This is a genomic window from Pseudoalteromonas sp. SR44-8 (assembly GCF_014163635.1).
Taxonomy (GTDB): Bacteria; Pseudomonadota; Gammaproteobacteria; order Enterobacterales; family Alteromonadaceae; genus Pseudoalteromonas; species Pseudoalteromonas rhizosphaerae.
In genome coordinates this window covers 1-16,303 of record NZ_JACJDS010000014.1, presented here as the reverse complement: position 1 = coordinate 16,303, position 16,303 = coordinate 1, and the positions used below count along the sequence as shown (strand labels likewise).

General features: G+C 41.3%; 11 protein-coding genes. 9 read left to right on the top strand and 2 right to left on the bottom strand.

What is annotated here, in order from left to right; all coding sequences use genetic code 11:
• The first annotated feature begins 4 nt into the window (after positions 1–4).
• From ubiH to H5183_RS08685, 3 genes are all read left to right on the top strand, one after another.
• On the top strand, positions 5–1,189 hold the full coding sequence (gene ubiH, locus H5183_RS08695; protein WP_182731457.1) for a 2-octaprenyl-6-methoxyphenyl hydroxylase: 1,185 nt from the start codon (positions 5–7) through the stop codon (positions 1,187–1,189).
• Positions 1,186–2,352, top strand: a complete 1,167-nt coding sequence (locus tag H5183_RS08690) for an FAD-dependent monooxygenase (RefSeq protein ID WP_182719172.1) — start codon at positions 1,186–1,188, stop codon at positions 2,350–2,352. The genes ubiH and H5183_RS08690 overlap by 4 nt, the downstream gene beginning before the upstream one ends.
• A 105-nt stretch (positions 2,353–2,457) precedes the next feature.
• On the top strand, positions 2,458–3,585 hold the full coding sequence (locus H5183_RS08685; protein WP_259397143.1) for a polysaccharide deacetylase family protein: 1,128 nt from the start codon (positions 2,458–2,460) through the stop codon (positions 3,583–3,585).
• Between the two features lie 41 nt (positions 3,586–3,626).
• Here H5183_RS08685 and H5183_RS08680 read toward each other — a convergent pair whose 3' ends face one another.
• Positions 3,627–4,496, bottom strand: a complete 870-nt coding sequence (locus tag H5183_RS08680) for an AraC family transcriptional regulator (protein ID WP_145241883.1) — start codon at positions 4,494–4,496, stop codon at positions 3,627–3,629.
• Positions 4,497–4,747: 251 nt separating this feature from the next.
• On the opposite strand from H5183_RS08680, the gene H5183_RS08675 reads away from it, so the two are divergent.
• The 6 genes from H5183_RS08675 (at position 4,748) to nagP (ending at position 15,312) form a co-directional block, all read left to right on the top strand.
• Positions 4,748–7,381 carry a TonB-dependent receptor gene (locus H5183_RS08675; protein WP_220494549.1) on the top strand — a complete coding sequence of 878 codons (2,634 nt, stop codon included), beginning with the start codon at positions 4,748–4,750 and terminating at the stop codon, positions 7,379–7,381.
• Between the two features lie 36 nt (positions 7,382–7,417).
• Positions 7,418–8,926: a tryptophan halogenase family protein gene (locus H5183_RS08670; RefSeq protein WP_145241881.1), complete on the top strand. Its 1,509-nt coding sequence runs from the start codon at positions 7,418–7,420 to the stop codon at positions 8,924–8,926.
• 184 nt (positions 8,927–9,110) lie between these two features.
• The gene (locus H5183_RS08665) at positions 9,111–10,370 is read left to right on the top strand and encodes an MFS transporter (RefSeq protein ID WP_182731455.1); all 1,260 of its coding nucleotides are present in this window, start codon (positions 9,111–9,113) and stop codon (positions 10,368–10,370) included.
• 17 nt (positions 10,371–10,387) lie between these two features.
• Positions 10,388–11,266: an ROK family protein gene (locus tag H5183_RS08660; RefSeq protein ID WP_145241877.1), complete on the top strand. Its 879-nt coding sequence runs from the start codon at positions 10,388–10,390 to the stop codon at positions 11,264–11,266.
• A complete protein-coding gene (locus tag H5183_RS08655) occupies positions 11,259–13,802 on the top strand; it encodes a family 20 glycosylhydrolase (protein WP_182731454.1) in 2,544 nt (847 codons plus the stop codon). The genes H5183_RS08660 and H5183_RS08655 overlap by 8 nt, the downstream gene beginning before the upstream one ends.
• A 208-nt stretch (positions 13,803–14,010) precedes the next feature.
• On the top strand, positions 14,011–15,312 hold the full coding sequence (gene nagP / locus H5183_RS08650) for an N-acetylglucosamine MFS transporter NagP (RefSeq protein ID WP_182731453.1): 1,302 nt from the start codon (positions 14,011–14,013) through the stop codon (positions 15,310–15,312).
• Positions 15,313–15,412: 100 nt separating this feature from the next.
• Here nagP and H5183_RS08645 read toward each other — a convergent pair whose 3' ends face one another.
• Positions 15,413–15,874 (bottom strand): hypothetical protein, encoded by a 462-nt coding sequence (locus H5183_RS08645; protein ID WP_182731452.1) that lies wholly within the window; start codon positions 15,872–15,874, stop codon positions 15,413–15,415.
• Positions 15,875–16,303: the final 429 nt, after the last annotated feature.

The following is a 16,303-nucleotide window of genomic DNA, read 5'->3' as shown; positions in this document are numbered from 1 at the left end:
TAACGTGGCAGAGCAGTTTGATGTTGTTATTATCGGTGGTGGCTTAGCGGGTGCCAGTTGTGCGCTGAGTCTTGCGAAACATGCGCCGCAATTAACGATTGCGGTGGTTGAAGCAAATCAACCAAGCACTGAACACCATCCTAGTTTTGACGACCGAAGTATCGCCTTAGCACAACAATCGGTGCAATTTTTACAGACCATTAATGCCTTTGATATTGATGCCTCATTTGCTGCGGCAATTAAAAAAGTGACCGTGTCGGATCGCGGTCACTTTGGTAAAACGCAGATCGATTGTGCGCAGTTTTCACAGTCAGCTCTAGGTTATGTTGTTGAGGTAAATCCGTTTGGTCGTGCTTTACATCAACAACTTGCAGCTACCCAAGTGGTCATGTATTGCCCTGACAGTGTTGCAGATATTACCTATCATCATGACTTTGCAAGTATTACTTTGCAGTCTGGTGCTCAACTTAATGGCCAATTAGTGGTGATTGCCGACGGTGCGCAATCGGCTACTCGCCAGCTGGCAAAGATCAATTTTACTCCTGAGCCTTATTCACAAGGGGCGATCATTGCCAATATTGAAGTGGCAGGTGGTCATCATAACCATGCTTTTGAGCGCTTTACTGAGCATGGACCAATGGCATTACTCCCGATGAGTAATAACCGTTACTCGTTAGTATGGTGTATGGATAAAGCCGATATTGACGCGCATATGCAGCTTGACGACAGCGCTTTTGTAAGTGCTTTGCAAACTGCATTTGGTTATCGTGGCGGGCAATTTACTAAAGTCGGCATGCGTGCAAACTATCCACTGGTGTATGGTCGTGCAGAGTCATTAAGTGCTCACCGTACGGTACTAATTGGCAATGCAGGGCATGCGATTCATCCTATTGCAGGGCAGGGCTTTAATTTAGGCCTGCGCGATGTGCAACTTCTATGTGAATTATTAAATAGCGAATTGGCAATTGGCAGTTACCTATTTACCCGTGAATATGCCAAACAACGTAACCAAGATATAACCACTGTAATGACGTTAACAGATTCTTTAGTGCGGTTATTTTCAAACTCATCACGAATACTCGCATTTGGTCGCAGCTGTGGTCTATTCTCCATGGATTTGTGTGCTTCTTTAAAAACACCTTTAGCTAAGCAATTAATGGGTCAGGTTAAACAAGGTAAACGACTATGAAACAGACACAAGTATGTGTTGTGGGGGGCGGCTGTGTTGGCTTAACCCTCGCGCTGGGGCTTGTTAAAGCCAATATAAGTGTAGTAGTAATTGATGCTGCAGCAAAACAAGTATTGCCAGGCGATGAATACGCTTTGCGCGTAAGTGCACTGAGCCTAGCCAGCCAACACTTGTTTGAATCTTTGCAAGTGTGGCCTGAGATCATTGCTCAAAGAGCACGCGCCTATACCCATATGGATGTGCGCGACCAAGATAGCTTTGGCAAAATTGCTTTTAACAGCGATGAACTGGACCTTCCTCATTTAGGTCATATTGTTGAAAACGACATCATTCGTTATGCACTGATCAATGAATTAGAACAATACAGCCAAGCAACGCTTATGTTTGATACACGCTATCAACAAATACACCAAAGTGACAATGACGTCTTTATAACCTTAGACTCTGGTGAGCCAGTTATAGCCAAGTTATTAGTGGCAGCCGATGGCGCAAATTCAGCGATTCGGAAACAGTTTAATTTGCCCATTACGTTTAAAGATTATGATCATAACGCCATCGTTGCGACGGTAAGAACCACTGAGCCACATAATAATACTGCGCGCCAAGTATTTTTACCTACTGGACCACTGGCGTTTTTACCGCTGCCAGATGCCAATACGCACTCAATTGTATGGTCAACCAGTCCTGCGCATTGCCAAACGTTACTAGCCATGGATGATAGCGATTTTAATAAAGCAGTTATGGCAGCCCTTGATGGCCAATGCGGTTTATGTGAGGTACAAAGTGCGCGCACAGCGTTCCCTTTGAAAATGCGTTACGCGCAGCAATGGGTGACAGGTAAAGTGGTATTAATGGGCGATGCCGCACATACCATTCATCCGTTAGCAGGACTTGGTATGAACTTAGGCCTTAAAGATGCCGCTTACCTTATTGAGCTGTTAACTGCTGACAATAAAGAGTTTGCCAGTAATCGTCTATTGCGTGATTACGAGCGTACCCGCAAGCTTGATGCACAAAAGCATATTGCCATGATGCAAGGCTTAAAAGAATTATTTGCAGGCGCTAACCCACTTAAAAAACTGGTACGTGGTGTGGGTTTAAGCTTGGTTGATAACTTAGGCCCAATTAAGCACCTGTTTGCCAAGCAAGCGATAGGGAAGTAGCAGAGATTCATTTTGTTTGATTAATACCTAAATTGCATTGCTTCGTATCAGTCGATGGCTAAATAGCATGCAATATTAATTTGGTGTTAATTAATGGAGAACAAAATGAAAAATAAAACGGCAGTAACGCTATTGTGTGCAAGTTTATGCTCAACTTACAGCTTTGCAGATGACGACAAGGTTATCTATTTAACGTTTGATGATGGCCCGATTAATGCCACCTCAGGGCTAATTGATGCTTTAGATGAGGCACAAATAAAAGCGACATTTTTTATCAATGCTTTTCACATGTATGGCGAAGGCGATGAAAATGAACAACACTCACAATTAGCATTAGCTAAGCTTTTAAATAGCGGTCACCTTTTAGCTAACCATAGTTATGACCATATGTTGCATAATTGCACGGATGGCGAGCGCTCTGGTGCTGTTTATTGTAACGAAGTTGGTTTATGGCCAGTTAAATCCTACCAAGATGTAAGTACCGATTATGATTACTTTGAGCTTAATACTCAAAAGGTCTTGGCGTTATTACCTAATGCAGAAAGCTTCCCAAACTTTAAAATGAGAACAATGGCACGCTTGCCGTATACCAATGCGTGGCGTGTTACGAAAACTTTTAAAGGTGATGGTTTATGCGCAACATCTGATAATTTACCACCTTGGGATCCAGCTTTTTCTTGTGATCCACAGGTTTCTACCAATAGCTCACAAGTCGCAGTAAAAATATCTGATAAATTAGCAAGCGAAGACTATAAGGTTTATGGTTGGGATTTTGATTGGGGCCCAGTGAACTGGGGCGTTGATTACCCTGCAGAAACAATGGCAGATGGTATTCAAATGGTCGAAAGCATTAATCAAATCGTCAATACTTGCCCTGGAAAAACAATGGTTCCTGTCAATAGCCGCACGCAAAACTTAGATTGCAGCGATGGATTAGCAGCGAATAAAGTAGTGATACTCACCCATGACTTTTTGTTTGAAGATGGTCCGCGCGGGCTAGGTGCGACGATTAACTTGCCCAAAATTAAAAGCTTTGTTGAGCACGCAAGAGCAGAAGGTTATCGATTTGATACACTTGATAATTATGCGCCTCAATGGCAACAAAACAGGCAATACGAAGCTACTAATTTTGTAAGTTATCAAGATAAAATTTATTCTGTGTTACAAGCACATTATTCCCAAAGTAATTGGCAGCCTTCCAACACGCCTGCATTGTGGTTACTTGAAAAATAACGGTATTTATAAAAGGTAGGTAGCCCTACCTTTTTACTCTTTCACACTAATGATTTTTGTTTTAAGCGCTTTCTAAATTGGCTTGGTGTTGTCCCTTTTAGTGTTAAAAAGCGGCGATTAAAGTTAGAGGTATTTTTAAACCCACATTGATCGCTGATAGCCGTAATAGCGCGGTTAGTATTGATCAATAGCTTACAAGCTTGACCAATTCTTAACTGGTTAATAAATTCTGTTAAAGTGCGTTCCATACGCTTTTTAAAAAAGCGGTGAAAGTGGTTAGTGCTCATATGCGCCATGTTAGCTAATTGTTCTGCGCTTAAGCCCTCAGTGTAATGGCGATAAATATAATCAATCACTTTATCAAATTTATCTTTTGCGGGATCAGTTTTATTAGTGTAGCAAAAACTCGCGCTAGAAAGCTGCTGAGGGACTGCTTCTTGGCTCATTAAATACAGTAATTTAAATAAACCTAAATATTGCTCAAAAGGGTTACTGACCTCGATTTTTTCAAAATATGATTTCGCTATCATCGCTGTTTTAGTCGAGAATTTAAGGCCTTGTCGCGCAGCGATTAATAACTCTTCAAGTATGGCAAATTCAGGGTGACTAGTAATTTGCTGACTAAGCCATTTTTTTGGAATTTGTGCAACGTGAACAACTTGTACACTGTTATCTATATTCGGTGACGATTGCCAAGTATGGGGCAAATCAGCACCAAGGATCACTAGATCAAGTTCGCCATAAGGAGCAATGTAATCGCCAATATGGCATACCCCTTGACTGTTTAAAGTAAGGCAAATCTCAAAGTCTGGATGGTAATGCCAATTAAATGGAATGTAATCAAGCGTATATTTACAATAGCGCCACGATGAATTGGTATTAGGAATGACTTTTTCACACATTGCCCGCATGACGACCTCCTTATTTATTTTAGTCCCTATATTGAACAATTTTTAGCAGTCTAAGTAATACTTTTCAATTCACTTTTAGTATTAATCTATTGCACGCGATTCTTTGCTAACAGGACATTGAACATTTTGCCATCAAAATTAACATTCCTTTGATAGGAAAGTACCGGATAAAGTGTCAATTGTACTGCTTAACACGAATGCGGCGCGATACCCTAGTAACGCTTTCAATAACAATAAATAGGGGACTAGGAATGAAAAACATCAACAAAGCATCGCTTAAACTATCGACATTGGCGATATGTATCTCAGCACTATACGTCAGTCCAATGGCATTAGCTGCAGCTCAAACTCAAGCTGACAGTGATATAGAAACCATTGAAGTGCGTGGCATTCGTCGCTCTTTAGAAGCGTCAATGAACACTAAGCGTTTTGCAGATGGAGTGGTAGATGCCATTACCGCAGAAGATATTGGTAAATTTCCGGATAAAAACATTGGTGATGCACTACAACGTATTTCAGGAGTGACGGTTGACCGCCAATATGGTGAGGTAAATGGCGTAACTATTCGTGGTACTGCACCAGAGCAATCAAGAATATTACTCAATGGTCAAACAGTAGCAAGCACCTCATGGTACGATTTAGGCCCAGCGACACGTACTTTTAATATGGAATTGTTATCAGCAGAGCAAGTGTCGGGTGTGCAAGTGTATAAAACACCGGAGGCAGATATCGAAGAAGGAGCACTGGGAGGAACCGTTAACTTAACGACTCGTAAACCTCTGGAGTTAGATGCAAATACGTTACTGCTCTCTGCAGAGTTGGCACAAAGTTCATTGTATGATGAGACTGATCCTGGTGCATCAATTCTTGCTAGTTGGAAAAATGAAGATGAAAAATTTGGTATTTTAGCTGCGTACTCTTATGAACAATTAACTTCAGGGCGCCATGTACTTGAGTCTATTGGCGGCTACTATGAGTACTTTGCAGAAAACCAAGCAACAGGACAAGAATCGACAGTCGGTGCATGGAGTTTAGGTTCGCAAGCATTTAAGTCTGAGCGTGAGCGGACCAGCGCGCAATTAACCGCGCAGTTTGCACCAACCGATAATATGGAGTTTGTGCTTGATTATTTTCGTTTTGAATTTGATAACCCGCATGTAAACCATAACTTTCTGACGGTTGGCGCCCGTGGTGCGGGTTCTACTAATGTAACCAACAATGCATTAGGCGGTACCGAGCAAGCAACTATATTACCTGCATATGCTTCCATTATTTATAATCCAGTAGTGCGTAATGCCGTTAATATGAAAGCTGATGTACTAAACCTAACTGGTAAGTTTCAAGGTGATGGCTTTGAACTCAGTGGTGTAATTGGAAAATCAACATCAGATGGCGGCACGCAATTTGGCGCATCTTCATGGTGGATCCCAGCCTCAGATGAAGGAGGTAAAATAGGTGATCCTGCATTTCCTAATGGACAAAACAGCACTGATGGTGGTTTTACTTATGATGCTACTGGTCCTTATCAAGTTTGGCTAACTTCGCTAGATGCTACCGATGCAACGCAATTTAAACATGCCCAAGAAGCAAATTTTGATACCACAGTGCAAGAGCATGATGTGAGTTATGCTCAAGCTGATGTTAAATTTGAGTTAGATGGTAATTTCTTTACTGCAATCAAGACCGGCATTAAATTTAATAGTAGCGAATTTTCGCGCATTGCATTTAACCGTAATCCAGACGAAGTACTTGGTTTTGTTCCCGATGGTAATTTATCAAATTGGAGTGATGGCGTATTAACTGGGCTGCATTCACAAAGCTCCGGTCATACGCTTGATGCATATGCCTCACTTGATACAGATAAATGGTGGGATTTCATTAGCGGTAAATATGCAGCTGGCGAACTGACCGAAGTCGCTAACTTAGGTAATACTTTTTCAGTGGATGAAGATATGATCGCCATTTACGCGAAGGCTGATTTTAGTGGCGAAAACTACCGAGGTAATATTGGTTTACGTTACGTTGAGACTGAGCAAACATCGAGCGGCTACGCCGACGGCGCGGTTTTCAAAGAGACGGTCGATTATAATAACTTACTCCCTAGCGTAAACTTTGCTTATGATTTATCGGATGACATTATTATTCGCGCGGCAGCATCACAAGTTATGTCTCGCGCAAACTACAGTGATTTAAAACCCGGCTTAGCAATTAATGCCAATTTTGGTAGCGCCACAGGGGGAAATCCTGATCTAAAACCCTATGAAGCTAACCAGGGCGATATTGCTATAGAGTATTACTTTACAAGCGCTTCTATGGCATCAGCAGGATTTTTCAGCAAACAAATTGATAACGTTGTTTTTTCGACTGAAGCGGTTGAATTTGTAGATGGCTGTGGCGCCAGTCCAGATCTATATGAGCAATGCCGTGTTACTCGTCCTCGTAGTAACGGCGAAGGCTCTGTAAATGGTATTGAACTGCAACTACAGCATAGCTTTGCTAACGGTTTTGGGGTGGTGACTAACTATACGTACGTAGACAGTGAAACAACCACGCCAGATGGCTCAAAAGAAATGGTACCAGGTGTTTCTGAAAACAGTTTTAATGCATCAGTGTTCTTTGAGAACGATATTATCAGCACTCGTTTAGCATATAACTGGCGCAGTGAATGGATTGGTGTTGGTGCAGCCCAAGCAGTTAAAAACGATAACTATCAACAAATTGATGCGTCAATCATCTGGCATGCCATGGAAAACTTAGATGTTAGCCTTGAAGGCGTTAACTTAACCAACGAAGTGGTGCAATCGTACGATACTAACTTTGCTTTAACGCAAAATACTATCGAGTTTGGTTCACGTTATTACCTTGGTGTAAGTTATAAATTCTAATGGAGATAGGCCGCCACTTGGCGGCCTTTTTTAGTTATGGCTATCATAAATAAATTAGTAATTTTAGGCGGTGGTAGTGCGGGTTGGATGTGCGCTGCGTATTTATCAAAGCAGCATCCTGAATTAGCTATTAGTGTTATTGAATCGAGTAAAATTGGCAGTATTGGCGTTGGTGAAGGTTCAACACCACACTTAAAAAACTTTATGGATTCACTCGGTATTAGTGAACAACAATGGATGCCCAAGTGCGATGCAAGCTACAAAGCAGGCATTTACTTTAATAATTGGAATGGCGATGAACGTTGTTATTTCCATCCATTTTATAGCGACATGGATGAAAAAACTGCCGAAGTTTATTTTGTAAACGCTAATGCCCGAAGGCGCGGTAATGGCGATTGGCAAGCCCCAGATGAGTATTTTTTAACAGGCCATATCGCAAAACAAAATTTAAGTCCAAAAGTGCATACACCTATGCTCAAAGAGCAAACTTATGGTTATCATTTTGATGCCATAAAATTAGCGGGTGTGCTAAAAGCCTATGCACAAGAGAATGGGGTTGAACACATTGATGGTGAGTTTAGCCACGCGCATATAAACAACAATGGCAATATAGCTGATATTACGCTGGTTGATGGACGACAAATTAACGGCGACATGTTTATCGATGCCAGTGGTTTTAATGCACTGTTAATTGAGCAAACACTGGGTACACCTTTTAATTCATTTGCTGATGAACTACTTAACGACCGTGCTGTAGCCGTGGCGACGCCAATTTCTAGCGATGCTGTGATGCCATGTGCTACTCAATCTACGGCGTTAAGTGCCGGTTGGTGTTGGCAAATTCCGCTCACTAGCCGTATCGGTAATGGCTATGTATATAGCTCAAAACATATCACTGATGAGCAAGCCCAGTATGAGCTTGCCCTGCAATTAAACATAAATCCACAAAATAGCGCGTTTCGGCATTTAAAAATGAAAGTCGGCTGTATGCAGTCTGCATGGCAAAGCAATGTCATGGCTATAGGGTTGGCGCAGAGCTTTATTGAGCCCATCGAAGCGACATCTTTGATGGTTACTCAACATAGTATTAAGTTATTTAGCCAAGCCTTAACAAAGCTAAAAAACAACGAGCAGTCATTAAAAGTAGCAGAACACGTCAATCAACAACTCCATCAATTAGTGTATGGCATTAAAGATTATGTGGTTGCGCATTATGCAACTAGCTTACGCACCGACAGTGAATACTGGCTTACAGCCAAGCAACTGAATCACAGCTCTAGTGCTTTAAAGTCTTTACTAAAAGCATGGCTTAATGGCGATGATTTTGATGCGTATTTGTCAAAGCTTACCCAACAGCAAGTTTATTTTAGACCTAGTTGGTATTGCTTACTTGGTGGCATGGACTACCAAAGCTCGCGGTGCCAGCAGTCATTTGAACCCGCTTGCGCTGCAATTTGTAATGGCGCAAAAATGTATTTGCATGAACTGTGTAATAAGCACTGTAAACCACATGCAGAGCAACTACGTGCAATGAAGACTGCATAAAGTGAGTTGAAAAGTATCAACAAGCCGTAGAGTAGTGCCGCATAACTCATTCTATGATGGCAGACTTAGCTAATTAAGAGTGGTGATTAATTATTCCCTTGAATCATTTTGTTTGTATGCCCACGAACAGATGGCTATCACCACTCTATTTATTTTTAGAATGAGACTTTCAGGTAGAACAATTATGAAAAGAAATTATTTGATAGTGCTACTAGTACTAGTTACCTTTTTTGTTATTTCATTTATAACGAACTTATTAGCGCCGATATTTCCGGCTCTGATCCAAAGCTATAATATAGGCTTAACCCTTGCTGGTTTTTTCCCATTTGCATTTTTTATCGCGTATGGAGTTATGTCGATCCCTGCAGGGTTGTTGGTGCAAAGCTTAGGTGAAAAAAAGGTCATGCTTATAGCATTCTCACTGGCATTATTTGGCAGTGTGTTATTTGTTAGCTTGCCGATTTTTGCTGTTGCAATGTCAGCATTATTTTTGATCGGGACCGCCATGGCTCTATTGCAAGTGGCAATTAATCCGTTACTTAGAGCCAGTGGTGGCTCTAAACATTTTGCGGTTTTTTCGGTCGCAGCCCAGTTAATGTTTGGTGGTGCAGCGACCTTATCACCGCTGGTATATAGCGCGCTTGTTAAAGCAGATTCACAAGCACAGAGCCAAAACTGGTTATTGCAATTAGTACCCGCCGATATGACTTGGCTAAGTATGTACTTATTATTTGCACTGTTATGCACAGTGATGTTGGTGGTTATTAGCGTGTTACCGATAAAACACAACACCCAAGCAGAAAATCCGCAACAAGGCAGTATCAAACAAAGCTTACAATTATTTAAAGACCCCACCGTGATCAAGTTCTTTTTTGCCATCGTGGCTTATGTGGCGCTTGAGCAAGGAGTGGCTAATTCAATTTCAGTATTTTTACAAACCTATCACCAACTTGACCCAAATACAGGCGGAGCACAGATAGTGAGTCAGTTTTGGCTATCACTGACATTAGGCTGCTTATTGGGCATCGTGCTGTTAAAACTCTTTGATGCTAAACATGTGTTACTTACTTTTAGTGTTGGTGCGGTGGTTAGTCTATTTACCGCATTATTTGCACATACTGAGCTGGCATTATGGGCGTTTCCTGCGGTTGGGTTTTTCTTATCAATTATGTGGTCGGTGATATTTTCGTTGGCATTAAACTCAGTTGCAAAAGGGCATGGCACTGTATCTGGTATTTTATGCACAGGGATTGTCGGCGGTGCATTTGCCTCGCCTATTATTGGTGCGGTGAGTGAGCTTACAGGTAGCTTACAAATATCACTATTACTGCTGTTAATGCCGCTTGGTTATATTTTTAGTGTCGGTATTTGGGCTAACCCACTGGTTGCTAATCACACGCTTAAAAGTAATCCACAGACAGCAAAGCTTGCTGAAAGTAACTAATGACAAAAGAGGTTGTAATGTCACAAACTTTATTATGTGTTGACCTTGGTGGCACCAAAGCGCTGGTCGCAAAAGTAACCGCAACAGGTGTAATAGAAAAACGCTATTTTGATGTGGACGGCTCAGCAAGTAAGCAGCAAACAAACGACTTTTTATGTCGAATCATCAAGCAAGTGGTTGATAATACTTGCATTGGTATCGTCGTAGGTGTACCTAGCATGGTGCTGATGGAAACTGGCGAAGTGATCGAAACGGTTAATATCCCCAATTGGAAAAATGTGCAGTTAAAGCAGCTATTAAGCACACATTTTAAACTGCCCGTACGGGTGCATAATGATGCAAATTGTTTTGCTATGGGAGAATTTACTCAAGGTAATTTTAAATCAGATACGAATTTAATTGGCATTTGCTTAGGCACTGGACTTGGCGCCGGGCTGGTGCTTAATGGTCGATTATATACGGGTAAGCACTCAGCCGCAGGAGAGTTTGGCAGTTTTAGTTATTTACAAGGGATTATTGAGCACTTTACCTCTGGGCAGTTTTTTATTAATCAAGGTACAACGGGCAAGCAAGCTTACCAAGAGGCATTGGCAAATGACGCACACGCACAACGTTTATTTGATGAGTTTGGCAAGCATCTCGCTCATGCAATAAACCATGTGATACTCGCGTTTGACCCTGACGTTATTGTACTAGGTGGCTCTGTTGCACAATCATCAGCGTGCTTTTTACCTAGTTTGCATATTCAGTTAGCTAAGTTAGTTAACCCAGTTATTTTGCAGTCGTTAGATATTCGTATTAGTGAGCTTGGCGACGATGCTCCATTATTTGGCAGCCATGCGTTATTTATAAACGACATGGCTTATGAGCAATCGTTGGGAGCTAGCTATGCGTAAAATTATATTATTGGTGCTTGCCATATGTCCGGCTGCAGTTTTTGCTAAAGCACCATCGCAGACTGAGTTAGATACCCTCGCGCAGCAGTTATCGGTAAAATATGAGTTACTTTCGGCAAAGCCCGATACTTGCCCTGCACCTCATCAAAAGCAGTGTTACTTATCGCGTTTGACGTTCAGCACACCTTTTGATGCAAACAGTCAACAGTGGTCAATTTATTTTAGTCAGCTAATGCCAATTTATAGCACTGACTCGTCGCAGTTTACCATTACGCATATCAATGGCGATTTACACCAAATAAAGCCCACCATGGCATTTGCCGGATTTAAACAAAATACGCCGATAAGTATAGAGTTTTATAGTCAAGAATCGCAAATTACTCGCGCTGAGTTTATGCCTAATTACATGTTGGCAAGTGCGGGTTTAACAAGCCGAGTTATTAACAGTACTAAAACCTCAATTGATCCTGACACTAAGCTAGAGTTACAACCATATTTAGCACCATTTTTAACCTATGAACAACTACAAACGAGTAACGACGATGCGACACCATGGATGGATGCGGAGTATTTATATGAAAGTGAGTCTCGGCCTATATTAAATACGCCACCGCTGAGCTTGATCCCAAAGCCGGTCGCTTTAACTTTATTATCGGGTGAGGCTGTAGATTTAAGCCAAGGCCTAAATCTACAGCTAGCGAATGATATTGATCAAGTACAACTTACAGCGGCAATAGCACGCTTAGCACGTTTTGGTATTAAGCAGCATAGCCAAGGGATTAAAACCACGCTCAAGTTAGATTTAGCAGCTGATAACCCAGAGGCTTACACGTTAAAAATTCAACATGAGCAAATAACGATTAGCGCAACGAGTTCTGCAGGGGTATTTTATGCGTTGCAGAGCATCGCAGGGTTAGTCAGCCTTGATAATTTAACTATCCCAGCACTTAATATTACTGATGCGCCGCGTTATGAATTTAGAGGCATGCACATTGATGTAGCACGCAATTTTCGTTCAAAAACATTTATTTTAAATACCATAGAGCAAATGGCCGCCTATAAGCTTAATAAATTACACTTACATTTAGCGGATGATGAAGGCTGGCGATTGGCTATTAACGACTTACCAGAGCTTACGGAAGTCGGTGCCAAGCGTTGCTTAGATTTAACCGAACAGCGTTGTTTGTTACCACAGCTAGGCGCAGGACTTGATAGTCAATCAGCGGTAAATGGTTACTACAGCCAGAATGACTATATTGAAATATTAAAATATGCTCAAGCGCACTTTATTGAAGTGATCCCATCACTTGATATGCCAGGGCATTCGCGCGCGGCAATTGTTGCAATGGAGGCAAGGTTCAACCGTTTAATAGGCCAAGGCAAAAGCGTACAGGCGCTTCAGTATCGTTTAGTCGAACCCGCTGATAAAACTCAGTACAGTTCAATCCAGCATTATCAAGATAACACCTTAAATGTTTGTTTAGAATCGACTTATCAATTTATCGATAAAGTGCTCGATGAAGTAAACGCATTACATGTGCAAGCCGGTGTGCCTCTTAAAACTTACCATATTGGCGCCGATGAGACGGCTGGTGCGTGGGTTGACTCTCCAAGCTGTCGGCGTTTGCAAAACCAACAACCGGCGCTGCATTCATTTAATGGCTATTTTATTGAAAAAGTGAGTAGCCTAGTTGCTAAAAAAGGCTTTAAAGTGGCCGGATGGAGCGACGGTATGAACGACGTTACGCTAAAGAGCATGCCAGCAAATGTGCAGTCAAATGCGTGGGCAACGCTGAGCGATGGTGGGCATGAGGTTGCGCATCGTCATGCTAACCAAGGCTGGGATGTGGTGTTATCAAGCCCGGATGTAACTTATTTTGACTTCCCATATCAGTCGCATCCGCAAGAGCCCGGGAATCACTGGGCGAGTCGCGCGATTGACAGTAAAAAAGTGTTTGAGTTTATGCCGGATAATTTGCCTGCGCATGCTGAAATTTGGCGTTCGGTAAACAATCATGATTACAGTGCTGATGATCGTAAAACGATGCGCACAAAACCTTTTATTGGTTTGCAAGGGCATTTATGGTCAGAGCTCATTCGCAGTGACAGGCAAGCTGAGTACATGTTATATCCACGGTTATTAGCGCTTGCAGAGCGAGCTTGGCATAAAGCGCCATGGGAATTAGATTATAACGGGCAAGGCGCTAAGTATGATCAAAATACAGGCCATTTTAATACAACGCTTAAGCAACAAAAAGCAGCTGATTGGCAGCGTTTTGCGGCGTTAGTTGGCTTTAAAGAATTTGCAAAGCTAGAGCAAGCAGGGCGCTTTTATCGTTTACCTAGCGTAGCTGCACAACAACAAAGTGAAGGCTTAGATGCATTTACTTTGTATCCGGGGATTGTCATCGAATATCAAAATAGTCTTGGCAATTGGCTCATTTATGATGATGAAAATAAAGCCACTAATGTAAAGCAAGTTCGTACGCTTTCTCAAAGAGGTATCCGTAAAGGGCGATCATTGGCGGTGAAATAAAAGCCTTTTAAGCGTTGCTTATTATAAAGCCTTATAACAAACAGGGTCGATTTTTTGCTTTTTAAAAATGATAGCGCTGTCATTTTTGTTGGTGTATGATTAATTTAATGTAATAAAAATGATTTTAGGATTGCAGCGCCTTGGTTTATAGAGCTTTCACGGCGTAATGCTAAAATAATTAATTAAAATAAACTGTTGAGATAAATTTATGGAAGCAACTGTCGAGTGTGAAGCAAACACTAAACATAGTATTTGGCTACCAATGACATTGGCAGGCTCAATGTTTTTCATTCTAGGTTGTATAACTTGGCTAAATGGCGCTATTACACCGTTTTTACAGCAAATGTTGGTGTTATCGCCACTGCAAGCCTCGTTTATTATTTCCTCATTTTATATTGCCGTAACAGTCGCTGGCATCCCATCTGCAATGCTTATTAAGCGTGTAGGTTACAAAAATGGTATGGCAATTGGCTGTGCAGTAATGGCCGCGTCAGCCTTGATGTATATTCCTGCCGCTAAAATGCAGATGATTGAAATATTTTTATTCGCACAGCTAATGATAGGTGTTGGGCAAACAATCCTACAAACAGCGGTAAATCCGTATGTTGTTAAAATGGGATCTGAAAAATCAGCGGCAGTTCGTGTATGTATTATGGGCTTACTGAATAAATTTGCTGGGGTTATCGTGCCTGTTATTTTTGCTGCCGTTGTTGTCAGCGGTGTAGTCGCTGATGGTGAGCAATTATCACAACAGCAAAAAGATGCGATGGCGAATAGTCTTATTTTACCTTATATGGCAATTGCAGGTTTGATCTTTGCGTTTGCAGCATTTGCTAAATTTTCATCGCTACCTGATTTGGTTTTTGAAGAGTCTGAAGGTAATGGTAAAGGCGAAGTAAAAGAAGCACTAAAACATCCTCACCTAGTGCTGGGTGTAATTGGTATTGCCTTATATGTTGCTGTTGAAGTGATTGCCGCAGATACCATTGGCTCTTACGCATTACAGATTGGGATTGCCGATTACTCAGTGATGACCTCATACACCATGGCGTGCATGTTGGTTGGTTATGCCATTGGTATTGCACTTATTCCCCGTTTTATGTCGCAGCAAAATGCGCTCGTTATGTCTGGGCTTGCAGGTATTGTAACTGTACTTGCAGTAATAATGGGAAGTAACGACTCATTTATTCTTGCTAACATATTATTAGTACCATTTGGTGGCCCTGAGCTGCCAGATCCATTGTTATGTATTGCCCTACTTGGTTTTGCCAATGCCATGGTGTGGCCGGCAATATGGCCGTTAGCATTAACTGGCTTAGGTCGTTTAACTGGCACTGCATCCGGTTTACTTATTATGGGTATTGCAGGTGGTGCATTAGGCCCATTACTGATTGGTTTAGGTAACGCAGCAGGCTTAGGTGCGCAAGGTGCTTACGCCTTGATGATCCCAAGTTACTTATTCATCTTATTCTATGCGCTTAAAGGCCATAAAATGAGAAGTTGGAAGTAGATTAAAGTTGGCGAGAGTAAAGTTAGCTCGTTAAGAAAGTTTGTAAGTGAGCAAAAGCGCGATTTATAACACATCGCGCTTTTTCTTTTTTAATCAGTGTTTATTTAATTTCATACTGAGCCAACAACTTATCGACTTCATCTAATTTAAGCTTCAAGTCGCCATATACTTCTGGACAGTCGTTGTAAAAGCAGAGGTTTTCTCTAAAGTGTTTATTAACAAGCACTGCTTTCTCAATAATCTCTTTATTACTCACTATTCCTTGCTGCAGCTTCTCTACTAAAAGACGAATGTAACAGCTTGCTATATCATTCGCCTCCATAGCATTGTGTTTACATTTTAAAATATAATTTTGAAAGTGTGGAAAATAAAGATTAAAAAGTGGTGGAGTGATTTTCCTTAGCTCACTGGCGCTCTCAATAACACTCATATCAAACGTTACGAATATCTGTTGCTCCGTACGATTAAAAAAGTCTTGTTTGGCATACTTTACGTCAGGTGAAGCGTCGGGCATGGTGATGCATTCATCCCATAAAGCCTCAAGGTCTAATTCAGTTTCCATCAAATCTACTCCTAGAAAATGAGCTGCAATATGCAGCTCATGAAAATATAGTTATTTTATTCTACAGACGATGCCTGTTATTACTTTTGCAATTCCTCTACCAGAACCTTTACATTGCGACTTTTCTTTTTCTCTTTGGTTTTGATATTTATTTTTTTACTTCCCTGTGTTTTACAGCCCTTTCATAAACTTGTCTGTGGTTTTTAGCAATATTTTTAATTTGTTTTATTTTCTTAGCATGCCGACCAGGCTGCCATTTATCGTCCCATTTCTAGTAGTTGGTAGTTGGTAGTTGTTTGCTATTAGATTTTGAAATTAAATTGATGTGTGAATACTAGTATTAATTGAACTGTAATGAATACAAAGCAAAAAGCCGTGCTTGATTTAACAAACACGACTTTTATAATTTTAGCCTTTAGCCTTTAGCCT

Coding starts and splice junctions, on each gene's coding strand:
- H5183_RS08680 (WP_145241883.1), bottom strand. CDS start 4,496: ATGCGGGCAATGTGTGAAAAAGTCATTCCTAATACCAATTCATCGTGG.
- H5183_RS08670 (WP_145241881.1), top strand. CDS start 7,418: ATGGCTATCATAAATAAATTAGTAATTTTAGGCGGTGGTAGTGCGGGT.
- H5183_RS08690 (WP_182719172.1), top strand. CDS start 1,186: ATGAAACAGACACAAGTATGTGTTGTGGGGGGCGGCTGTGTTGGCTTA.
- H5183_RS08655 (WP_182731454.1), top strand. CDS start 11,259: ATGCGTAAAATTATATTATTGGTGCTTGCCATATGTCCGGCTGCAGTT.
- nagP (WP_182731453.1), top strand. CDS start 14,011: ATGGAAGCAACTGTCGAGTGTGAAGCAAACACTAAACATAGTATTTGG.
- H5183_RS08665 (WP_182731455.1), top strand. CDS start 9,111: ATGAAAAGAAATTATTTGATAGTGCTACTAGTACTAGTTACCTTTTTT.
- H5183_RS08645 (WP_182731452.1), bottom strand. CDS start 15,874: ATGGAAACTGAATTAGACCTTGAGGCTTTATGGGATGAATGCATCACC.
- H5183_RS08685 (WP_259397143.1), top strand. CDS start 2,458: ATGAAAAATAAAACGGCAGTAACGCTATTGTGTGCAAGTTTATGCTCA.
- H5183_RS08660 (WP_145241877.1), top strand. CDS start 10,388: ATGTCACAAACTTTATTATGTGTTGACCTTGGTGGCACCAAAGCGCTG.
- H5183_RS08675 (WP_220494549.1), top strand. CDS start 4,748: ATGAAAAACATCAACAAAGCATCGCTTAAACTATCGACATTGGCGATA.